19 protein-coding genes are annotated in these 22,949 nt (G+C 46.4%); 14 read left to right on the top strand and 5 right to left on the bottom strand.

Annotation, left to right across the window (positions count from 1 at the left end; genetic code table 11):
• Positions 1-203: 203 nt before the first annotated feature.
• Positions 204-1,529 carry a 6-phospho-alpha-glucosidase gene (locus H171_RS14305; RefSeq protein ID WP_100305753.1) on the top strand — a complete coding sequence of 442 codons (1,326 nt, stop codon included), beginning with the start codon at positions 204-206 and terminating at the stop codon, positions 1,527-1,529.
• Positions 1,530-1,638: 109 nt separating this feature from the next.
• Positions 1,639-3,162 (top strand): PTS transporter subunit EIIC, encoded by a 1,524-nt coding sequence (locus H171_RS14300; RefSeq protein WP_100307537.1) that lies wholly within the window; start codon positions 1,639-1,641, stop codon positions 3,160-3,162.
• A gap of 62 nt (positions 3,163-3,224) precedes the next feature.
• On the opposite strand, the gene H171_RS14295 is transcribed toward H171_RS14300, so the two are convergent.
• Both H171_RS14295 and H171_RS14290 read right to left on the bottom strand, forming a co-directional pair.
• On the bottom strand, positions 3,225-4,010 hold the full coding sequence (locus H171_RS14295) for a MurR/RpiR family transcriptional regulator (RefSeq protein ID WP_166433622.1): 786 nt from the start codon (positions 4,008-4,010) through the stop codon (positions 3,225-3,227).
• The gene (locus H171_RS14290) at positions 3,994-4,818 is read right to left on the bottom strand and encodes a MurR/RpiR family transcriptional regulator (protein ID WP_100305751.1); all 825 of its coding nucleotides are present in this window, start codon (positions 4,816-4,818) and stop codon (positions 3,994-3,996) included. Before H171_RS14290 ends, H171_RS14295 begins: the two co-directional genes overlap by 17 nt.
• Positions 4,819-5,011: 193 nt before the next feature.
• Here H171_RS14290 and H171_RS14285 point away from each other — a divergent pair, with 193 nt between their 5' ends.
• The 4 genes from H171_RS14285 to H171_RS14270 are packed head-to-tail and all read left to right on the top strand — an operon-like array spanning position 5,012 to position 8,843.
• Positions 5,012-5,752, top strand: a complete 741-nt coding sequence (locus H171_RS14285) for a nucleoside phosphorylase (RefSeq protein WP_100305750.1) — start codon at positions 5,012-5,014, stop codon at positions 5,750-5,752.
• Positions 5,753-5,773: 21 nt separating this feature from the next.
• Positions 5,774-6,376, top strand: a complete 603-nt coding sequence (locus tag H171_RS14280; protein WP_100307536.1) for an ECF transporter S component — start codon at positions 5,774-5,776, stop codon at positions 6,374-6,376.
• 20 nt (positions 6,377-6,396) lie between these two features.
• Positions 6,397-7,170 (top strand): energy-coupling factor transporter transmembrane component T family protein, encoded by a 774-nt coding sequence (locus tag H171_RS14275; RefSeq protein WP_100305749.1) that lies wholly within the window; start codon positions 6,397-6,399, stop codon positions 7,168-7,170.
• Positions 7,161-8,843, top strand: a complete 1,683-nt coding sequence (locus H171_RS14270) for an ABC transporter ATP-binding protein (protein ID WP_100305748.1) — start codon at positions 7,161-7,163, stop codon at positions 8,841-8,843. Before H171_RS14275 ends, H171_RS14270 begins: the two co-directional genes overlap by 10 nt.
• An 85-nt stretch (positions 8,844-8,928) precedes the next feature.
• Here H171_RS14270 and H171_RS14265 read toward each other — a convergent pair whose 3' ends face one another.
• Positions 8,929-9,438 carry a hypothetical protein gene (locus tag H171_RS14265; RefSeq protein ID WP_100305747.1) on the bottom strand — a complete coding sequence of 170 codons (510 nt, stop codon included), beginning with the start codon at positions 9,436-9,438 and terminating at the stop codon, positions 8,929-8,931.
• A 200-nt stretch (positions 9,439-9,638) separates the two neighbouring features.
• Between H171_RS14265 and H171_RS14260 the strand changes: the two genes are divergently transcribed.
• The 6 genes from H171_RS14260 (at position 9,639) to H171_RS14235 (ending at position 17,013) form a co-directional block, all read left to right on the top strand.
• Positions 9,639-11,336 (top strand): L,D-transpeptidase family protein, encoded by a 1,698-nt coding sequence (locus H171_RS14260; protein WP_100305746.1) that lies wholly within the window; start codon positions 9,639-9,641, stop codon positions 11,334-11,336.
• Positions 11,337-11,510: 174 nt separating this feature from the next.
• The gene (locus tag H171_RS14255; protein ID WP_100305745.1) at positions 11,511-11,786 is read left to right on the top strand and encodes a GNAT family acetyltransferase; all 276 of its coding nucleotides are present in this window, start codon (positions 11,511-11,513) and stop codon (positions 11,784-11,786) included.
• A gap of 111 nt (positions 11,787-11,897) precedes the next feature.
• Complete coding sequence (locus H171_RS14250; protein ID WP_100305744.1) at positions 11,898-13,571, top strand: glutamine--tRNA ligase/YqeY domain fusion protein; 1,674 nt, start codon at positions 11,898-11,900, stop codon at positions 13,569-13,571.
• A gap of 153 nt (positions 13,572-13,724) precedes the next feature.
• Positions 13,725-15,173 carry a MocR-like pyridoxine biosynthesis transcription factor PdxR gene (gene pdxR, locus H171_RS14245; RefSeq protein WP_100305743.1) on the top strand — a complete coding sequence of 483 codons (1,449 nt, stop codon included), beginning with the start codon at positions 13,725-13,727 and terminating at the stop codon, positions 15,171-15,173.
• Positions 15,166-16,035 carry an MORN repeat-containing protein gene (locus tag H171_RS14240; protein WP_100305742.1) on the top strand — a complete coding sequence of 290 codons (870 nt, stop codon included), beginning with the start codon at positions 15,166-15,168 and terminating at the stop codon, positions 16,033-16,035. The genes pdxR and H171_RS14240 overlap by 8 nt, the downstream gene beginning before the upstream one ends.
• Before the next feature lie 15 nt (positions 16,036-16,050).
• Entirely contained in the window at positions 16,051-17,013 is a 963-nt protein-coding gene (locus H171_RS14235) for an AraC family transcriptional regulator (RefSeq protein ID WP_100305741.1), read from the top strand.
• Here the strand turns inward: H171_RS14235 and H171_RS14230 are convergent.
• Together H171_RS14230 and H171_RS14225 are read right to left on the bottom strand one after the other, a co-directional pair.
• Complete coding sequence (locus H171_RS14230; RefSeq protein WP_100305740.1) at positions 17,010-18,911, bottom strand: DUF5696 domain-containing protein; 1,902 nt, start codon at positions 18,909-18,911, stop codon at positions 17,010-17,012. The two genes, H171_RS14235 and H171_RS14230, sit on opposite strands and share 4 nt — an antisense overlap.
• An 80-nt stretch (positions 18,912-18,991) precedes the next feature.
• On the bottom strand, positions 18,992-19,936 hold the full coding sequence (locus H171_RS14225; protein WP_100305739.1) for an AraC family transcriptional regulator: 945 nt from the start codon (positions 19,934-19,936) through the stop codon (positions 18,992-18,994).
• Between the two features lie 367 nt (positions 19,937-20,303).
• Here H171_RS14225 and H171_RS14220 point away from each other — a divergent pair, with 367 nt between their 5' ends.
• A complete protein-coding gene (locus tag H171_RS14220; RefSeq protein ID WP_100305738.1) occupies positions 20,304-21,584 on the top strand; it encodes a Gfo/Idh/MocA family protein in 1,281 nt (426 codons plus the stop codon).
• Between the two features lie 66 nt (positions 21,585-21,650).
• The gene (locus tag H171_RS14215; protein ID WP_100305737.1) at positions 21,651-22,946 is read left to right on the top strand and encodes an ABC transporter substrate-binding protein; all 1,296 of its coding nucleotides are present in this window, start codon (positions 21,651-21,653) and stop codon (positions 22,944-22,946) included.
• The last annotated feature ends 3 nt before the right edge of the window (positions 22,947-22,949 follow it).

Here is a 22,949-nt window from a genome sequence, read left to right as displayed (position 1 = left end):
GAATCCCCGTCACTTAATGCAGGCATTATTTTTGATAGAAATCATAATTATTATGGAGTGAAAGATGTTACTACAAGAGTAATAAATGTTGAAATACGGGATCTTATCCGTATGCATGTGAAACTATTTACACGTTAAATGAAATGAAGTATCATAAGGCCATCAGATAAAGATAAGTAAAAAAGCGGAAAAGGAGAAAAACAATGAGAACATTTAACGTATGCATCGTTGGAGGGGGAAGCACTTTTACACTGGGTTTCTTAAAGTCCTTTGTCAGACTTAAAGAGGAGTTCCCTTTAAAGAAGCTGGTGCTGTTCGACATCGACAACGACCGCCAGGAACCCATTGGGAAGTATGGTGAGATTCTGTTTAAGGAAAGATTTCCGGAGCTGGATTTCTCTTACACAACCGATGTTAAGGAAGCTTATGAGGGAATGGATTTCATATTTATGCAGATGCGCTCCGGAGGGCTTCCGATGCGTGCAAAGGATGAGCACATTCCGCTGAGCATGGGAATCATCGGGCAGGAAACCTGCGGGGCAGGAGGGATGGCCTATGGTCTCAGGTCCTGTGTGGATATGATCAAGGCCGTACACGATATCCGCACCTATGCACCGGATGCATGGATATTAAACTACTCCAATCCCGCAGCAATTGTTGCGGAAGCGCTCCGCAGAGAATTTCCGGATGACAAGAGAATCTTAAACATCTGCGACCAGCCGGAGAATGTGGTACGTTCCTGCAGCAGACTTTTAAAATGCAGTTGGGAGGATTTAGACCCGGTTTACTTTGGACTGAACCATTATGGCTGGTTCACCCATATGTATGACGTTCATACGGGTGAAGACTTACTTCCAAAGATCAGGGAAATGGTTGCCCAGAACGGTTTCCTTCCCCAGGATGCGGAACAGAGAGATAAGTCCTGGCTGGATACTTACGGAATGGTAAAGACAATCATGGAAGATTTCCCGGAGTTTCTGCCCAACACCTATGACCAGTATTACTTATATCCGGAATATAAGGCCAGTCATCTGGATGCTGATTTTACCCGTGCGGATGAGGTTATGGCGGGGAGAGAAAAACGGGTATTTAGGGAATGTGCCCAGGTGATCAAAGAAGGAAAGCTGGGAGATAAGTTTGATGAGATCTCCGATGCCCATGCCGAAATGATGATTAAGGTTGCGGAATCCATTGCTTTTAATAAAAATGACAGGCATATCCTGATTGTTGAGAACAACGGTGCGATAGCCAATATGCAGGACGATGCCATGGTAGAAGTTGTATGCGAACTTGGAGCAAATGGCCCACGCCCCATGAGAGTAGGAAATATTCCACAGTTCTATCTGGGGCTTTTGGTGAACCAGGTATCCTGTGAGAAGCTGATTGTAGATGCTTATTTTGAGAATTCTTATCAGAAGGCTTTGGAGGCATTTACCCTTAACAGGCTGATAGGCGATGCAAAGAAAGCAAGAAAGGTACTGGATGCTTTGATTGAAGCAAATAAAGGAATGTGGCCGGAGTTAAAATAAGGGGAAGCAAAAACTTGGCGGGAGTGAAATGAAATGTACTCCTATGGAGAATCATAAGAAAACAGGATGTAGCGTTGCAGGGTAGCCTGTGATGGGAGAGGATATTATCATGAAAAAAAACAGGGCAATGAATTTTTTCTCGGCTCTCGGCCGTAGTTTGCTGATGCCGATTGCTGCTTTGGCCGCATGCGGTATCGTTTTGGGGTTAACCTCTGCGCTTATGAAAGCGCAGGTACAGTCGGCTGTTCCGTTTTTACAGCAGGGGCTTATTTATTTCATTATTTCTACTTTAAATAAAATATCAGGTGTTGTATTTACATTGATCCCGGTGCTGTTCTCCATTTCCATTTCCTTTGGAATGGCGAGGGAGGAAAAGGAAATAGCGGCATTTGCAGGATTCATCGGTTATTATACATTTCTGGTGGCATCGGCATGTATGATTAATTCCGGTTTTATGAATTTTGGCGCTTTAAAGATATCCACGATTCTGGGAGTAGAAACCCTGGATATGGGCGCGGTCGCAGGTATTGTTGCAGGTATCATGACTGCCTCACTCCATAACCGGTATCATAAAGTTACATTTCCGGTAGCAATCTCCTTTTATGGAGGAAAACGTTTTGTTGCCATTGTTGTTATTATGGCTATGGCAGTTGTGGGTCTTGCCGCGCCGATCCTATGGTCACCGGTTTCCATGGTCATTGACGGATTGGGAGGTTTGATATCCGCTACAGGACTGGTCGGTGTATTTGGCTATGGATTCCTGGAGCGGCTGCTGATTCCTACCGGTCTGCACCATGTATTAAACGGTATTTTCCGTACCACCTCCATTGGTGGAACCTATGAAGGAGTGGAAGGATGCTTAAATATCTTCCTTCAATTCGTTGACAAGGTAGACATCTCAGAACTGAGGCCGTTTACGGTATTTTTAGGACAGGGCAAAATGCCGATGATGATGTTTGGCCTTCCTGCAGCAGCACTGGCTATTTACAGGACCTCTCCTCCGGAGAAAAAGAATAAAGTAAAGGCTCTTATGATTGCAGGCGTTGCAGCCAGCATTGTGTCAGGCATTACAGAACCATTGGAATTCTCATTCATGTTTATTGCACCGCCGCTGTTTTTGTTCCATGCGTTAATGGGCGGCCTGTCCTTCCTGCTGATGTCGGCATTTAAGGTTATTATCGGCAATACTGGCGGCGGTCTGATCGATTTCCTGATCTGGGGCGTATTCCAGCCAGGATCCCGCTGGTATTGGGTGATCATTACCGGACCGTTCTTCTCCGTCATTTATTATTTTGTATTTAAAAGCTATCTGACGAGAAAACAGCTTTCCATCGATGTATCTGACGAAGAGCAGGAGGCGGATGTTTCGGAGAGCACTATGGAAGAAAAACAAAAAGCCCTCGCATCGAAAATCATAGAGGGACTTGGCGGATATGGTAATATCACAACGGTGAACAACTGCCTGACCAGACTTCGTGTGGATATAAAAGATATGGCAATGGTGAGTGATGAACTTTTAAAGAAAACAGGTTCCATGGGAATTGTCCGCACCAGTGATACACATATCCAGGTGATTTATGGACCGAAGGTGGAAGGAATTGCATCAAATGTAAGGGAAGTATTAAAATATTAAAGAAACAAAGAGGAAGCTGCCCGGCCATGGGAAACATGGAACGGGGCAGCTTTCTTATTTCGTTAAGACTGGGAATCTAATGGATCACCGTCTGACTGGGAATTTTGTCTGATCCTGGCGGCCAGTTCAATCAGAAGCTGGACAATCGTCAGGATTCCAAGTCTGGGATTGATATCTACATGACGGTACTCCTCATTCCTGTCATTGGTGCAGAGTGCGAAGGTGCTGTAGGGGATCAGAGGACTGTCCTTCTCACAGGTGAGCAGTATCGTAATGGTGCCGCGGGCCTTAGCCTTCCGGAATACAGACAGATACCGCCTGGCATCTCCATGGGCCGTGATGATGAAAAGCACGGCGTCGCTGTTTATCTCATGTACAAGACCGTTCAACAGGCGCCGCCACTCAACCAGAATACAGGGATAGTCAAGGGTGTTTAAGACCGTCTGGAGGTATTTGGCGGCAAGGGAGCTTAAATTGGAGCCGTAGATATAGATGGGCCTGTCACTGGTTAAAAGCCCGGCGATCTCTTCCAGCTTCTCTTCATCGATCTGATCCAGATTATCCTTAAACAGGGCGAGAGAATGGTGGATCAGATCATCGGTACGGAAGTTCTGGGGGTGAAGCTGTTTTAATTCCTTTCGCACCTGGTATTTGAATTCATTATAGCCTTTCAGTCCCAGCTTTTGGCAGAAACGGACAATGGTAGCATTGGAGGTATACAGGCTGGCACTTAAGTCATTTAAATTGGTATACACGGACGAGGGAAGATTGGACTCAAAATACTTAAGGATTTCTTCTTCCGTATCCGTAAGGTGCAAATGATGTGCTTTCTCAAATAAAGGAATCATGGTTATCCCCCTGTTCCGTTTGTTCCCGGCCGGACAGCTTGTACTGAAGGTAACAGCATATAATAGCATTGATCATATAAAACACCGGAAGCCTGGAAGTGAACTCCGCTCCCCGGTTCTCGCGCTGGTTGGTGAAGAAGCGGAAGTTGACAGTGGCTAAATTGGCAACTTCATTGTTGGTATATGGGGTGATGGATAGAATCGGGACATTGTTCATCCGGGCGATCTTGCCCAGACGTACAGTCGGTCCGAAATCCCCGGTGGTGCTGATTAAGATCAGCAGGGATTCCGAGTGGATATTTCTTAAAATGTGTTCCCCCATTTTACTGGATTCGATCTTGTATACATTCTGGCGTCCGATGGAGAAAAGAAGCTTCTCAAAGTAGTCGCTAAGAATAGAAGTGATCCCTCCCGGGGCCCATAAGTAAATGGGACAGTTGCTGTCAAAATACCGGAACGTATGGCTGAGCTGGTCTTCCGATATCAGATTGGAGGTTCCTTCGACGTTGGAACACAGGTTGTCAATCATGATCCTTGTATTAAAATTCTGGGCTTTTGCAGCCGCGGGTCCGTGATTTTCGTTTCTTCCCTCTGCGCGGAGGGCATATTTGAATTCCGCAAAGCCGGAATATCCAAGCTTCTTGCAGAAGCGCAGAATTGTGGCAGAGGAATAAGATGTCTGGGATGCCAGTGTCTGTATGCTCATATCCAAAACCTCATCCGAATGTTCGTAGACATATTTCAGGACATTCAGTTCATTGTTGCTCAGGCTTTTGATAACAGCGTCATCCAGATGAAGTGTGACCATAGGAAACCTCCTCGTAAATCTCTCCGTCCATTTTATCACGAATACATGATAAGTCAATGCGGCCAGGTGAAATAGACGGACTGTTTCGTGAAAAAGGTATTATTATCAGGTTATAGTTTGTGTCAACAGATTGACAGGATGGCCTCTTTGTGCTACATTCAGGACATAAAAAAGGTGAAAGGAGATGATACCTGTGGTTGAGATCATGCCTCATATCAAGCTGTCAGAAGAACAGGCCGTTCCCTATGCGCTGCTGCCGGGTGACCCAAAACGCCTGGACCGGATTGCAGCCTGTCTGACGGATACGGAGGAACTGGCGTTTAACAGGGAATTCCGAAGTATTAAGGGAAAATACAGAGGAGTGCCTGTTATGGCGGTATCTACAGGGATTGGAGGTGCGTCTGCGGCAATCGCAGTGGAGGAACTGGCAAGAATCGGGGTTAAGGCCATGATCCGGATCGGAAGCTGCGGAGCGCTTCAAAAGGGGATCCGCCTTGGCGATTTAATTCTGGTGAATGGAGCTGTCCGGGATGACGGAGCCTCATCCTCTTATGCAGATTCCATCTATCCGGCGATACCGGATACAAAGCTTTTACTGGCCTGCATGGAAAGTGCAGGGGAATTGGGGGCGAGATCTCATGTGGGAATAGCCAGAAGCCATGACAGCTTTTACATTGATGAGGAAAAGGAGGTCTGCGCTTACTGGGCTGGTAAAGGTGTCATGGGTTCTGATATGGAAACTGCCGCGTTGTTTGTGGTGGGCGGACTGCGGGGAGTAAAAACCGCCTCCATATTAAACGTGGTGGTGGAGTCTGAGGAGTCCATAGAGGAAAACATCAACAGCTATACGGGCGGAGAGTCCGCCATGATGAGGGGAGAGCATTTGGAGATCCTTACGGCATTGGAGGCCTTTGTCCGTATGGATAAAGGTTAAAAAAAAATGGAGGAAATTGAGATGAAAAATTTATTTAAGACCAAATTGAATGCAGCCTGTTTTGTGTTGATTCCGGCTTGTATTGGAATCAATTATTTAGGAAAGCTTTTTGCGTCTGTTTTAAAGCTTCCGCTTTGGCTGGATTCTATCGGTACCTGCATCGGCGGTATTCTTGGGGGACCCGTGATCGGGGGAATCTGCGGTGCGGCCAACAATTTAATTTATGGATTTACCACCGGTGATTCCATCACTCTGGTATATGCCTTAACCAGCTTAGGTATCGGTGTCGCAGTTGGAATCATGGCAAGGCTTGGCCATATGGAAAAGCTTTCCGGAGCTATTCTCACCGCCTGTGTGGCAGGCCTTACGGCTGTTGTGATCTCCACTCCTTTAAATATCATTTTCTGGGGCGGAACAACAGGCAATATCTGGGGAGATGCTGTCTTTGCCTGGTCACAGGCTTCAGGGCTTCCCGTTGCTTTTGGCTCCTTCCTTGATGAAGTCCTCGTGGATGTGCCGGATAAATTGATTACCCTTTTGATCGTATACGCCATCATTAAAGGTCTTCCAAAGAAACTGACTTCCCTTTATGAAATGGATGATGAAGTGGCAAGTCTGGATTAAAGCAGGAAAGGCAGAATTATATGAAAAGTATCAGTCTATACGTGGATAAAGATACCTACTTAACCAGGCTGCATCCATTTGCCAAGATGTTTTATATTCTGGCAGCCGTCAGCGCACCCCTGATCGGGGGTGCGCTGTGGATATACGGCCTTTTTCTGGCCATCAGCCTATGTCTTTTGATCAGCGGGAAGATCATCAGGAAGGTTTTCCCTCTGATTGCCTTTTCTTTTACCATCATAATCACCATTTTTTTGATCCATGGCCTTTTTAACCAGGAAAACCAGAAGGTACTTTTCCATTTAGGGCCTCTTGCTTTTTATCAGGAAGGGCTTCTTTATGCTGCCAGGATCGGGCTTAATATCTTAAACATGCTTTTGGCCTTTGCCACGTTTGTATTGACCACCAAGCCTGCGGACCTGGTGGAGACCATGGAACAGGCAGGCTTTTCACCCAGGTTTGGATACATGATCAGTTCTGTTTTTCAGATTATTCCCCAAATGATGGGGACTATGAACACCATTATGGATGCCCAGAGAAGCCGGGGAATGGAAACGGAAGGCAGCCTGCTTGTAAGAGCCAGGGCTTTTATCCCGTTAATTTCGCCTGTGGTCAGCAGCTCCCTGATCAACACCAGAGAAAGGGCCATCGCCCTGGAAGTGCGGGGATTTGATTCAAAAAATAAAAAGACGTTTTTAAGGGAATACAGTCTGGCAGGCAGGGACAAGGCATTTATGTTGTTAATGGCTCTGCTTATTGCAGGCTCTATTGTATGGAGGGTGCTTACATGGCTTTGATCGAAGTGACGAACTTAAAATACCGGTATCCCCATACGGAACGTCTGGCTCTTGACGGAATTGATTTTCAGGTGGAAAAAGGGCAGTTTATCGGGATCGCCGGTGAAAATAAGGCCGGAAAAAGCACGTTGTGCCAGGCCTTTGCCGGTCTGGTCCCCACCATGTTTCGTGGGGCATACGGCGGAAGGCTCCTCGTTGACGGAGCGGAAGCGGCGAAAACTCCCATAGCCGAATTGTGCCAGAAGGTGGGCCTTGTGTTCCAGAATCCTTTTAACCAGCTTTCCGGGGCAAAGGATACAGTCTTTGAGGAAATCGCCTTTGGGCTTCAGAATCTGGGAATTCCCAGGGAAGAAATTTTTAAGAGAGTGGAAGAAAATTTAAAGCTTCTGGATATTGAAGAATACAGGGACAGAAATCCCTTTGATTTATCAGGAGGACAGACGCAGCGGGTGGCCATTGCCAGCATCCTTGCCATGGAGCCTAAAGTCATCGTGCTAGATGAGCCTACCTCCCAACTGGACCCTCAGGGAAGTGAAGAGGTATTCCGGGTAGTTGATAAGCTGGCAAAGACAGGTATAACCATTATCATGGTAGAGCAGAAGATGGAGAAGCTGGCTTCTTACTGTGATAAGATCCTCCTTCTTCATAAAGGAAAGCAGATCGCTTATGATACTCCGGAACGGATTTTTTCCAGGAATGACTTAGAGGAACTGGGTGTTAAGCCGCCGGTTTATACCCAGGTCTGCAGAGCGCTTGGAGTGAGCAGGAACGATGGAGAGGACAGGCTCTATCCGGTCACGTTAGCGCAGATGGAGCGTTTAAGGGACCAGTTTCCTCCAAAGCTTTCCGGCAGGACGTTTGCAATGGGCCAGGAGAAGATAAATGAACGGACAGTATTTAAGATCCAGGATTTAGAGTTTCATTATCAACCTGACATTCCGGTGATCGAACACCTGGATCTTTGCCTTGATGCAAGGCCCACCGCAATCATCGGCCAGAACGGTGCAGGAAAAACCACTCTGGTCAAGCTGTTAAAGGGACTTTTAAAGCCAAATGCAGGGAGTATTTCCTTTGAAGGCGAGGATATATCCAAAAGAACCGTGGCACAGCTTGCCGGAAAGGTGGGATATGTGTTCCAGAATCCGGATGACCAGATATTTAAGAACCGGGTGATGGAAGAGGTCATGGTAGGACCATTAAACTTAGGGAAGAGCCGGGAAGAGGCACAAAAGCTGGCTGCAGAGGCCCTTGAGATGGTAGGGCTTATGGAGGCGGCGGAAGAAAATCCCTATGACCTGGATTTATCGGAACGGAAAATGGTAGCCATTGCCTCGGTGGTGGCTATGGATCCTAAGGTGCTTATCTTGGATGAACCGACCATTGCCCAGGATGCAAATGGCCGGGCGGTGCTGGGCAGGATTGTCCGAACCTTAAGTAAAAAAGGAAAATTTGTGCTGGCGATTCTTCATGACATGGACTTTGTGGCAGAGTACTTTGAACGGGTTATTATTATGGCACACGGGAAAGTGCTTAAAGACGGGCCGGGGGAAACGGTCTTTTATGAGAAAGAAAGCCTGTTAAAGGCCCGGTTGGAACAGCCCCATACTGCCCGGTTGTGTGAACTCCTGGGGTATGAGGGTGCTTTTATGACGGCGGTAGATATAAAAGCTTAAGGAAGGTAGCCTCCTGAAGCAATTTTGCTCCGGCAAAGAGTCTGCGATGCAGACTCTTTGTTTTTTGCCGGAAACAGTGGCCTGCTTAGGTTTTATTCTCCGGAGCGCAGAAGACCACAATCGTCTGTGGAGTGGTAACTGCCGGAATACTGCGGGTGGTAAATGCATAAAAGACAAGAAGAAAATGGCCGCCTGGGTGGTAAAAGAAGGTCTGACCGTTGGAAAGGAGAATCGTTGTCTCGCTTTGGTCGGACAGGCTTAGCTGCAGAGTTTGTGATGAATTTAGCAAGTCATCATCAAAATAATCAAAAACAGCCTCATACCCATCGCTGTTTTCCGCTAGGACGACTGCTGTGAACTGAGGCGGATAAATAAGGGGAACAGGCGCTTTTGTATCATAGAAGGCGACGATGGAATCACCTGGGTTAAAGGTGTGCTGGTTAAAGACGTAGGTTTGTGGAGTGACAATAAAATTGGTCTGTCCTAAGCTCTCGCTCATTATGGAAATGATCATAGAGCAGCTTTTGTCGGTAGAAGAGGTTCTTAAAGGGTTAACAGAAGTTACAGATCCGTAAACAGGGGTATAGCGTGCCATGTGGAATCCTTTTTCATCATTCTTAATCTTATATTTATGAAGGCGCCGGGGGGATTATGAAATATTTTGTCACCAAGGAGTGTCAGAAAAATCGTAATAAAAATGTCAAGAAAAATACCGTAAAAATTTAGACAAATTTCGCGGTTTTCATGTATAATGAATACTGAATAAAAAGGCTGGTAAAAAGAGGTAGGTAGTAAATGGAAAATGTAAAACCGCGCAGCAGAAAGAAAAAGCCACTTGGATTAAAGGGCTTGGCAGCAATTGGAAGCGGGACTGTAGCTGCAGCGGCGCTGATTGCTGCTCTTGTCTATCTTCAGACAGGCAAACAGTATGAGAAGGTGTTTTTCCCCAACACCACGATCAATGGAGTGGATGCATCAAAGAAATCTGTTGAAGAAGTAAAGAAGTCAATTGCTTCCGGCGCACAGAATTATGTGTTGTCAATCGGGGAAAGAGGAGGAAGCAAACAAGAGATAAAGGGACGGGATATCGGCCTTGAGTCAGTTTTTGACGGGAGCCTTGAAAAGCTTTTGGCGGACCAGAAGACTTATGAATGGCTGAAACATACGAAAACGCCCCAGGAATTTGATATAGGAACCTTGATACAGTATGACCAGGACAAATTTGAATCTGCTGTTTCCGGCTTAGACTGTTTAAAGGATGAGCTTGTGGAAAAGCCGGAAAATGCACATGTGTCCGATTATGTATCAGGCCAGGGCTACCACATTATAGCAGCAAAGGAAGGAAACCAGCTTGACCCGGAAAAGGTGAAGTCAGGAATTTCCGAAGCTGTGATGGGCTTAATCCCGGAAATTTCCTTGGAAGAGCTTGGGGCTTATGTAAAGCCCCAGATTCCTGCTGACGATCCCCAGTTGATCGAGCAGGTACAGACATTGAACAAATATGCCAATGTCACGATTACATACAGCTTTGGTAATGAAAAAAAGGTGCTGAATGGTGATACGATTTCTAAATGGATCGGGATCGGAGAGGATGGCAAGGTTTATTTAAGCAGCTCCTCTGTTTCTGCATACGTGAAAGAGCTGGCTTCCCAGTATGATACGTCCACCAGGGCCAAAAATTTAAAGACCTCCTATGGGCAGACCGTAAGGATCACGGGTGGCAGCTATGGCTGGAAAATCGATCAAAGCAAGGAATCGGATGAACTGGCGGAGCTGATCCGTTCCGGGCAAAGCCAGGTAAGAGAGCCTGTCTATAAACAGAAGGCAGCCAGCCATGGGGACAACGATTACGGCACCACGTATGTGGAAATCAATTTAACAGCCCAGCACTTATATTTTTATAAAGACGGAAAGCTTTTGGTAGAATCAGACTTTGTATCAGGCAATGAGTCAAAGGGCTGGTCCACTCCTGCAGGCGTATTTCCCCTTACCTATAAGCAAAGGGATGCGACGCTAAAGGGAGAAACTTACAGGACTCCCGTGTCTTACTGGATGCCATTTAACGGAAATATCGGCCTCCATGATGCCACCTGGCGCAATACCTTCGGAGGAACTATCTATAAGACCGGCGGTTCCCATGGTTGTGTCAATCTGCCCCCGGCTGTGGCAAAGACCATCTTTGAAAATATAGCAGCAGGAGTTCCGGTTCTTTGCTATCATCTGCCTGGAACGGAATCCCAGACAGCTTCTAACGGAACGTCAAAGCCGGCGGAGACAAAGCCTGCGACTGAGCCGACCACTGCAGCAAAACCTACGGAGGCACCAACGACGGCTCCGCCTACAACGGCGGCGCCAACGACTGCGGCTCCTCCTGCGACCAAGGAGCCTGAGACAGAAACTTCGGCAGGTGCTCCTTCAAAGGACGGTGAGGTCGGACCTGGGGTTTCAAATAGCTCAGGAAAGAAGAAAACAGGGCCTGGCGTAAATAAGTAATGCTGCCCGCAAAGAAATATATGGGAGCATCATCCATTGGCTGCAGTGCCGGCTGTTTACATGAGCCGGCGCCGCAGCCTTTTGTTTTTACATGGTAACATGGGATTTTCTTGACAAGAGCATAATACTGGGATAGGGTTTTAATAGATAAAGCCCATGAAGGAGGATAATAAGATGCTTAATATAGATACCTTTGTACCCATACAGTTTTTTAAAAAAGAGGCTTACACCGGAAGCATGAATGGAATGCGTTACCGGGTCGCAAAGGAGGAAGAGGAGTTTTCAGCCGCAGTATATCCGGAACCCTATTGCTATGAAGCGACTCCTGAGGAGCAGAAAATAAAAGCTTCATTTCCTTTTACGGAAGAGGGACGGGGAAAGGCTGTGGACTGGATCAATGAACAGTATGAAAAAAACCGCCCGGCCTGGGAAAAGGCCGCAAGAAAATGAATGTTCTATCCGCTAAAAGCCCGGTTTTTTGCAGTATTTTCCCCCTTTCCTAAATGGATGAAGTATGGTATGATAGTGTAATATTGGGATTACTGACATGGAGGAAGAGAAATGGAAGAGAACAAAGAAGAAGTAGTTTCTAAAAACTTTATTGAACAGGAGATAGATAAGGATCTTGCAGAGGGTGTTTATGATCATGTGCAGACCAGATTTCCGCCGGAGCCTAACGGCTATCTGCATATCGGACATGCTAAATCGATTTTACTTAACTATGGCCTGGCTCAGAAGTATGGTGGAAAGTTCAACCTCCGTTTTGACGATACAAATCCGACAAAAGAGAAGACAGAATTTGTAGAATCCATCATGGAAGATGTAAAGTGGCTTGGAGCTGATTTTGACGACCGTCTTTTCTTTGCGTCCAATTATTTTCAGGAAATGTATGAATGTGCTATCCTATTAATAAAGAAGGAAAAGGCATTTGTCTGTGATTTGACTGCGGAGGAGATCAGGGAATACCGGGGAGATTTTAAGACCCCTGGAAAAGAAAGCCCCTTCCGGAACCGCAGCGTGGAAGAGAATTTAAAACTGTTTGAAGAGATGAAGGAAGGCAAGTATCAGGATGGGGAAAGAGTTCTCCGTGCCAAGATCGATATGGCATCTCCCAACATCAACATGCGTGATCCGGTCATTTACCGTGTGGCCCGCATGACGCATCATAACACCGGCGATCAGTGGTGCATATATCCTATGTATGATTTTGCCCACCCAATCGAGGACGCCATTGAGCACATTACCCATTCCATCTGTACTCTGGAATTTGAGGATCACAGACCGCTTTACGACTGGGTTGTTGTGGAGTGTGAATTTGTTCATCCTCCACGCCAGATTGAATTCGCAAAGCTGTATCTTACCAATGTGGTAACGGGAAAACGCTATATCAAGAAGCTGGTAGAGGACGGTATCGTTGACGGCTGGGATGATCCCCGCCTGGTATCCATTGCAGCTTTAAGAAGAAGAGGCTATACGCCGGAATCCCTCCGCATGTTCGTGGACCTGGTAGGTGTCTCCAAGGCTAACAGCTCTGTTGACTATGCCATGCTTGAATATTGTATCCGTGAGGATTTAAAACTGAAAAGGCCGAGAATGATGGCCATTCTGGATCCTATTAAACTGGTCATTGATAACTATCCCGAGGATACCATTGAGTACCTGGATGTTGCAAATAACCTGGAAAATCCCGAATTAGGAGAGAGAAAGGTTCCCTTTGGGAAAGAGCTTTACATTGAACGGGAAGATTTTATGGAAGAGCCCATTAAAAAGTATTTCCGCCTTTTCCCAGGCAATGAAGTCCGCCTGATGAATGCCTATTTTGTAACCTGTACCGGCTGCGAAAAGGATGAGAACGGCAATGTCACTGTGGTTCACTGTACCTACGACCCGGAGACAAAGAGCGGCTCAGGCTTTGAAGGCAGAAAGGTAAAGGGAACAATTCACTGGGTAGCTTCCTCCACCGCAGTACAGGCAGAATGCCGTCTGTATGAAAACATCGTGGACGAAGAAAAAGGAAAGCTTAACGAGGACGGCAGCTTAAACTTAAATCCAAATTCTTTGATCATCTTAAAGAACTGTTTTGTGGAACCGGGCCTTATAAGTGCAAAAGCTTATGACAGCTTCCAGTTCGTAAGAAACGGATTTTTCTGTGTTGACTGCAAGGACAGCGGACCGGAACACCTGGTATTCAACCGGATCGTTTCACTAAAGAGTTCATTTAAAATAACAAAATAATCGTTGACAGGCCAGGTGGCAGGTCAAATAAGTAGAATGCTGCATGACCGGGAGAACGAAGGACGTGCGGCATTTCTTCATATCCGGTAAAGTAACAACCTGTGTACACAATATCTAAATGCCAAAAAACACGGGCAGGAAAGGAGCTTTTTTATGGAGCTGATGATACCTTTAAAGAACCAGCCGGGGTCGCCCTATTACAGCCAGATTTACAGCTACATCAAAGAGGAAATAAAAAAAGGAAATCTAGAGCCGGCCAACCGCCTGCCTTCCACAAGGAGGCTGGCAGAGAATTTAAAAGTCAGCCGCAGCACCACCCAGATGGCTTATGAACAGCTTTTATCGGAGGGATATATTGAGGCTGTTCCCTGTAAGGGATATTTTGTATGCAGGATCGAGGATCTTGTGCATACCGGGCAAGAGCAAAGGGATAAAATTCCCTCCCTTCTTAGTCCCTCCTCCACGGATAAGGAAAAGGTTCCGGACTGGAGGGTGGATTTTTCTCCCAGAGGCATTGATCTTTGTGCATTTCCATTTAATACATGGAGGAAGATATCGAAAAACACTCTGGTTGATGATAACCGGGAGATGTTCATGCCTGGAGATCCCCAGGGAGAGCCGGCCCTCAGGGAGGCCATCCGTTCCTATCTCCATTCCGCCCGCGGGGTTAACTGTCAGGCAGATCAGATCATCGTAGGCGCCGGAAGCGAATACCTTTTGATGCTGCTGTCCCAGATTCTGGGAGCTGACCGGGTGATCGCCATGGAAAATCCAACGTATAAGCAGGCATACCGGGTCTTTGACAGCTTAAAATACCAGGTGGTTCCCGTTGCCATGGACAGGTCCGGCATGGATGTGGAGCTATTGGAAAAGAGTGGGGCGGATATCGCCTATGTAATGCCTTCCCACCAGTATCCCACCGGTATTGTCATGCCGGTAAAACGGAGGCAGGAGCTTCTTGTCTGGGCCTATGAAAAGGAAGGGCGGTATCTCATTGAAGACGATTATGACAGTGAATTCCGATACAAGGGAAAACCAATCCCTGCGTTACAGGGAATGGACGGAAGAAACCGTGTAATTTATTACGGAACCTTCTCCAAATCCATTGCCCCGGCCATCCGTGTAAGCTATATGGTACTGCCCGGCCCTCTTTTGGCTGTTTACCGGGAGCGGATGAATTTCTATGCTTCCACTGTATCCCGCATTGACCAGAACATTCTGTATCAGTTTATGGCAGAGGGGTATTACGAACGCCATCTGAACCGGATGAGGGCAGTCTATAAGGCAAAGCACGATACATTGGCGGCAGGGCTGAAACCCTTTGAAAGCCAGTTCTTAATCAGAGGAGAACATGCGGGACTACATCTTCTTTTAAGTGACCGCAAGGGAAGGGCGGAGAACCAGCTCATCAATATGGCAGCAAAATCCGGGGTTAAGGTTTATGGCATGTCGGGATACTTTATCCATGAACAGCATAATACTTATCCTTCAACCATTGTCCTTGGGTTTGCAAGCCTTACGGAAGAAGAGATAAGGACAGGCCTTGCGCTTCTTTGCCAGGCGTGGTCTGTAGATGACGGGAAGGAGGATTTTTGTGTTTGAGAAATGGACGGATCCAAGAAAAAGAGAAAACCTTCGTCTCCTCCTTTGGGTAGGGCTCATCACGGTGCTTCTGCTTCTGCTTAGCCTGGCAGGCACCATCAGGAATGGAAAGCAAAACGAAGAACAAGCAGAACCAAAAGCATTGGATGAGACTATAAGTGAGACTATAAATGTGACTATAAGTGATACTTTATCAGATGAAATAGCCCTTTCTCCCGGAGATAAGGAGTTTTTAACCCAGCTGACCGGGTTCTTTGACCAGGGGGATTTAGAAGGAGCAGCCAGGCTCTTAAACAGTTATGACATCCCCTGGAAAGAGTTTCCCTGCATGTACGATGGAGCGGCGATGAGGGAAAAAATATCCTCTGGCAAGGGCCTGGTGTTTGTAAAGGCCTCCACCGTTTTTTACGGGAATTTTGATTACGGGAAGCCTGAGGGAGAATGTACGGCCCTGCAGATTCTGGATCTGGAGGAGGGGAAGCGTTACGATTACTCCTATGGGACATGGGCGAATGGAAAGATGAACGGGAACGGAGAGTGCGGTTACAACTATTATGACGGAGTAACAGAAGATATCACGAAGCTCAATGCAAAAAGGGGGATTTTTAAGGACGATCTGATGCAGGGAGAGATTACCTATACCAGCACCAATGCAGAGGGGGAGACTTCCGTCTGGCAGTTTAAAGTTGCAGATGGCGTGATTATTAAGGATGATCGATGGATCAGGGATACGGACAGCTCCGGAGCCGCTATTTACAAATTGATGGCAAAGGATGATATGATCCATGCCTATGCCTTAGGAGAAAGCGCCATGGGAGAGGTCAGGTGGAAAAACCTGATCCTATTTTCCTATGTTTCATAAAGGAGGCCTTTACGGATGAATCAGGAAATCTTAGACCGCCTGGGAATCATTACAGACGAGGAACGGGAAATCTTAAACGGACGGACAGAAATTGACCGCAACCGGTATACCGAGGGGCGGGATCTGGTCATTGACAGCAAAAAGATGCTGGAGCATGGGAAAATGATCAGCATCAGGCCTCACACCAGATTCGTCCATTTCCCCAAGCATAAGCATAATTACATTGAAGTGATCTATATGTGCAAGGGAGAAACGGTCCATTCTATTGATGGGGAAAAGGTAGTCTTAAAGACAGGGGAGCTGCTGTTTTTAAACCAGCATGCCACCCAGGAGATCCTTCCGGCAGGAGAAACGGATATTGGGATAAATTTCATTATCCTGCCGGAGTTTTTTGATACTGCCTTTGAAATGATGGGGGAGGAAGAAAACCTGCTGCGGGATTTCCTGGTAGGCTGTCTCTGCTTTAACCCCCGTTACGCCAGCTACCTTCATTTTCAGGTAGCAGATGTGCTACCGGTCCAGAATCTGGTGGAAAACATGGTGTGGACCCTTTTAAGCGACCAGCCCAATAAAAGGAGCATCAATCAGGTTACCATGGGGCTTTTGTTTCTTCAGCTCATGCATTATACGGATAAGATCAGCCACACTTTAGAAAGTTTTGAACAGAAGCTTATATTTCAGGTGCTCACCTACATTGATGAAAATTATAAGGATGGTGAGCTGACTGAGCTTTCAGCCCTCCTTAATTATAACATTTACTGGCTGAGCCGGGCGATAAAGCGATTGACCGGGCGGACCTATAAGGAGCTTTTGCAGGTAAAGCGGCTGAATCAGGCTTCTGTTCTTCTTTTAAACACCAGGCTTTCCGTAACAGATATTTCCATAGCGGTAGGGTATGATAATACCAGCTATTTCCACAGGATCTTCCGGAACTATTATGGAATGTCACCAAAGGAGTACAGAGCTTTAGACACTTAGGAGGTCGCTTTTTCTGCTCTGATCTCATAGGTTCCGTGAATAAGGTCGGCTTCCACTGCGGTGCCGTCAGAAAAAGTGGTACGCTGCCGGAATGGGTCCCCGTCAATGAATTCATGGGAGAGCATTTCACACATGGCGACCCTTTCGTGAAGGGAAGAGACAATTTTGCAGCGTGCTGCCATTTCTTCCTCTGAGAGGGTCTGATGGCCGCCAAAAGAGCCGTCAATGTTCTCATAAGCCCCATCCCGGATAAAATATGGGGCGCCGCCGTTTAAGAGGGCATAAAGCATGAAGTCCTCTTTTTCGTATTTTTCCATCATCCACGGGATGATCAGGCAGTCATGATAAACCAGGTTAAAGAGAGGTACCGGGATTCCCTGGCGATCAGCCCCTGGCTCGTGCATCATAAAGGAGTAGGGGGCATAGTGGCAGAACACAAGACTTTTTACGGACCAGTCCGTCACTTCCTCGGAGCTTGGAAGGATGCCTTTGGAAAGCAGGTATTCAAAGCAAAGGCTCCGGTAATCCAGACATTCCTTCCGGTTGATCCGGTGCCATGGGTGGCCGCATTCGTCAGGTTCATTGCACGTGAACACATCTAAGTAAGCACAGTCTAATTCCACACCGTTTTTCTTGATTTCAGTAAAATTCCTTTTTACATAATAAGGAGCCTGAGTAGCGCACAGATAGGTCTGAGGTCCGCCTGCCCAGTTGGCATGCTCCGTAAGAGTTCCGTCAGGCTTTTGGACTGCAAAATTCTGGTCAAAGGTTTTGGCTCTGCGGTAATAATCCCGGTACTGGTCATGGATGCCAAAGGAATATCCATACCCGTGCATGGTATCCGCAAGCTCCTTCATTTTTTCCCAGCCCCCGGCCCCTTCACAGGCGGGAAGGTAGTCAGGATGCTGGTTATCATAACCTGGCTCAGCCCAGCCATCCAGATGGAGATACAGCTTTTTAAGGCCCAGATCCTTGTAGAAATGATGGATCTCACCGGTTCGTTTCTCAAAGCTGTATACGTGGTTATTTTTGTCCGGTTTTTCCGGGTCAAAGAAGCGGGAATCCGGCATGACCTGAGTTTTGATTCCCTTATGGATAAAGGAAGCGCCTACCAGTTTATGAACAGGTGCCTTCGCAGCCTTTTCTTTCAGGGAACAGAAGGTGCCCTGCTCCTTTACGTAGGTCCGGTAATGCTTGCAGATATCATTGTAATCACAGTCCGACAAAAAGGTATACCGCATCGTCCTGCGGCTATTCATCCTGCCCAGGCTTGGCAGCCATTTGATGCCGGTGTGGGTATAGGGGCCCTTTGCCGGATGCTCCGCATAATATGCGGCATCCCAGGGCTGTTCACAGATGGCTAAGTAGCCGTCTCCCTCTTTTACCTGTCCAAACCATGGCATGTAAGAACCGGCTGTGCACATCATGCCGTCAAAGGGCAGCTTTTCAAGTGCCGTTTCCCAGGTATTTGGGATAAGAAGCCCCTGCTGGATATTTAAAAGAGTATACCAGCGGTCACTTTCTTTTTCAAATTCCATGTATCCGGGCCAGAAAATTTCTGAAACCGGAACGCTGCTTTCTGTCAGAGGGATCCATTCAAAATGAACGTCTTCCGTGGCATACTCGATCCATGTGACCGTTTCAAAGGCCAGTGAAAGATCCGTATCGTCTAACCGGAAGCCCTGGTAATGGCTGATGATCCCTTCCCCGACCCCTGTTTTCCATTGGTTATGGGTAATGGAAGCAGCATCTTGGAAATAAACGGTTTGTCCTCCGGCTATCAGGCGGGGTCTGTATGTTGCATCCCATTTCCAAATTGCACTTCCATGCTGAATGGAAAAAAGGAGGGAGCTTTCCTCAAAGCTCAAGGCTGTTTGATGAAATTTAATATCGTGCATTGTCCATCCTCCACTGTATTGATGGTTCTAATATAGCACTTTTTCAGAAAAAAGCCTTACGGAATCATCACGGAAGCTTGTCAAATCATCCGGTTATCCTCTCTCCTTTTCTTACTTGCATTTGTGAGTTCATTGGAATATTTTTTTACGGAATTAAAATATTCCAATGGAGACATTCCGGTTGTTTTCTTAAACTGCTTGGAAAAATACTGCAGGGAGCTGTAAGAAAGGAAATATGCAATTTCCGTAAAGTTCATATTGCCATCCCGCATGATCTCCTTAGAACGCTCGATCTTCATTAAATTGAAATAGTCGATTGCCCCGCAGTTTTTTTCTTTGTGAAACAGGGAATGAAGGGTGGAACGGCTTATGGAGAATTCGTTGCAAATGGCTTTTATAGTAAGGTGTTCGCAGATGTGAAACTCCATAAACTGAATGATCTGTTCCAGATGGCTGGAATTGGAGGAAAGGGCCATTTGCCCGGTTGGAAGGTTATGAATGGGTGCATCACCTTCTTCAAAATGATTCCGCTTCACATGGATCAGGAAAACCTGTAGATATAATAGGATGAGCTGAGCGGCTCCGAATGGCGGGGAAGGGGCCAGCTCCACCTTTTCCACGGAAGGAATGTGTAGGGGAGTGGAAAAGGCCTGTTTCGCTTCTGCAATAATCCTGGAAATAAGAAATCTCTCTTCCTGATTTAAGGAACAGGATTTCTCTTCAAAAAACCTCATGCTTTCGCTGGAGCAGCGGAAGGACATGACGACCAGATTGGGGGCCTTGTTTCCGGACGCTTTTAAGGCGTGGAATTCATTTGGCTTGTGAAAAATCACATCTCCGGCTTTTAGTTGATAGATGGATTGATTTGCCTGTACGGTAATTTCCCCTTTGTCCACGTAAAGAAACTCCCAAAAATCGTGGGATTCTCCCGAAAATACAAAATCCTTCATATATTCAAAATAGTGGACGGTTATGATCTCATGGATTTCAAATTCGATGGTTAGCGCTGTGCTGCAATATGCCATTTGAAATACCTCCTTTGAACTTTATGGTAGCATGAAATGAAGCCGCTGGCAAGAATGGTTAATTTGATAACAAGACAGGACAATCCTGCAATTCAAACCCATTGAATTAGAGTATAATGTAAAAAATATTAATTCGCCAATGGAGGCATTCATCGATTCGTATGGATGCCTCTTTTTATATTTTTTCTTAGAATCCGTTGAAATAACCTAATGATGGAATATTTTACAGGATGATTTGTGCACAATAACTGAAAAAACAAGGAATTTGGCAATGAGTCCGGATAATAGTATAAGCATATCGTTCTGATTCATTATATAATTATGATACAATTATTAAAAGAACCAAGGTACAAGAAGGGAAGATCATATGAAACGAATTACAGTTGCCCTTGCGGGCTTGGGAAGCAGAGGCAAAGATACCTACGCGCCGGTTGCAAAGCTGTTTCCCGAAAAGATGGAGATTACTGCCATTGCGGATATTGTTGAGGAAAAGGTAGAAGAGGTGTCCAGGGAATACGGAGTGCCAAAGGAACGGTGTTATTCCAGTGCAGAGGAGATGCTGAAACAGGAAAAGCTTGCAGATGTGATGTTCATCGCCACACAGGACAGACAACATGTGGGCCATGCGATTCCGGCCCTTGAAAAGGGATATGATCTTTTGCTGGAAAAGCCTGTTTCACCGGATTTAGACGAATGCAGGGAATTATTAAAGGTTGCCAGCGAAAGAGGCCGGAAGGTGGTAGTCTGCCATGTTCTGCGGTATACTCCTTTTTACACAAAAGTAAAAGAACTCATTGATTCCGGAGTGATCGGCGATGTGGTTACTGTTATGGGGATTGAAAATGTAGGCTACTGGCATCAGGCCCACAGCTTTGTCAGAGGAAACTGGAGAAACTCAGAAGAGACCAGCCCCATGATCCTTCAAAAGTGCTGTCATGACATGGACCTTTTATTGTGGCTGACAGGAAAGACCTGTGAATCCGTGTCCTCCTTTGGAGGCACCTACTTATTCAAGGAGGAAAAAGCGCCGGAGGGTGCGGCAAAACGCTGTCTGGATGGATGCGCTGCCAAGGCAGAATGTCCCTTTGATGCAGAAAAAATTTACATAACCAATGAAAAGACCGGCATTGCCCATGGTAAGTCTGACTGGCCATGCAATATACTTACCCTTCACCCAACGGAAGAATCGGTTATGGAAGCCATAAAGACCGGCCCTTACGGAAGATGTGTATACCATTGCGATAACAATGTGGTGGATCATCAGGTCGTAAATTTAAATATGACTGACGGCTCGACCATCAGCTTTACCATGACAGGCTGCACAGAAGAAAACTCCCGGTTTACCAGATTTATGGGAACAAAGGGAGAAATTGAAGCAAGTCTTCACTCCAATCTCATAACCGTAAGACCATTTGGTAAGGAACAGGAAGTTATAGACGTTTCCAAATTGTCCGATGATTTTTCTGGTCATGCCGGGGGAGACAACCGGATGGTGGAGCAGTTACTTGATATGGTCAGAGAAGGAACCGAACCGAATCGTTCCATGACCACACTGGATAAGTCCCTGGAAAGCCATTATATTGCTCTTGCGGCGGAACAGTCCAGAATCTCGGGAGGAAAGCTGATTCATTTAGAGGATATTCGTTAAATAGGATATGCAGGCATATCCGCTTAATGTATAAAAAATATCAATAGAAAAAGGAGAGAGCAGATTATGAAGAAAACGAGAGGAACCAAAGTTCTGGCAATGGGAATGGCATTAGCCATGGCAGCAATGAGTCTTACGGGATGTGGCGGCGGAGGCAAAGCTTCCGGGGGAGGTGCTACGACTTTGAGCTTGGGAATATGGGATGAAAAGCAGCGTCCGGTCATGGAATCCATGATCCAGGCCTACCAGAAAACACATGAAAATGTAAAGATCGATATCCAGCTTACCCCCTATAAGGGAGGCGAATACTGGACCAAGCTGGAGGCTGCAGCAACAGGCGGAACAGCACCGGATGTATTCTGGGTCAATGTACTTCACGCAGAGGATTACTATGACGGAGGAATTCTTCTGGATTTAAATGATTATTTGAAAAAATCTGACCTGGATCTAGAGAAGAATTTCCCGGAAGCCCTTGTAAAGGCTTATAACTTTGAGGATAAGCAGATCGCCGTACCAAAGGATTTTGATACCAATGCTCTTTGGTATAACAAGGATATCTTTGATAAGGCAGGAGTGGCATATCCAACCGATGACTGGACCTTTGATGATCTTGCAAAGGCATGTAAGGATTTAAAGGCAGCAGGTCTTGACTCTGGAGCATATCCTTTTGCCTGCCCCATCGATTTCCAGACATGGTATTATCCTACCGTATATGCGAATGGCGGCTGGATCTTAAATGCTGACAAAACAGAAACCGGTTATACAGATCCTAAGACCCAGGAAGGAATCCAGTGCTGGATCGATCTGATCAATGAGGGATATTCCCCGTCAGCAGCTGCATTGTCAGAAACCAGTGCCGATGCCATGTTTGAAGGCGGCCAGCTGGCTATGGTTTTAGCAGGCTCCTACATGACACCGGAGTATACTTCTAATGATGCCATCAACACCAAGATCAACCTGGTGGAATTCCCGGAATTTAACGGGAAAGAGCCGAATATCATAAACGGACTTGGTTATGCCGTGTTTGCAGGAAGTAAAAATAAGGACGCTGCAGCAGATTTTGCATTATGGCTGGGAAGCGAAGAGGCTATGAAGATCCAGGGAGAGAGCGGAGTCGTTATTTCCGCACGGAACGATGCCCAAAAGTATTTTGCCGATTCCAACAAGGATTTAAACCTGGCGGCTTATACCAATCATTCCGGGGAAGCCAATCCTCTTCCTGTATGCAAATCTGTGGCTGAGCTCTATGATATAGAAGCAGAAGCTTTAAAGGCAGCTTATTCCGGCGATAAGACTTTAGCGGATGTATGCAGCCAGCTTAAAACGGACGCAGATGCGATATTGGCAAAAAATAATAAGTAGGTG

It is taken from the genome of [Clostridium] celerecrescens 18A, from assembly GCF_002797975.1.
GTDB lineage: Bacteria > Bacillota > Clostridia > Lachnospirales > Lachnospiraceae > Lacrimispora > Lacrimispora celerecrescens.
This window is presented reverse-complemented; position numbering and strand designations above follow the sequence as displayed.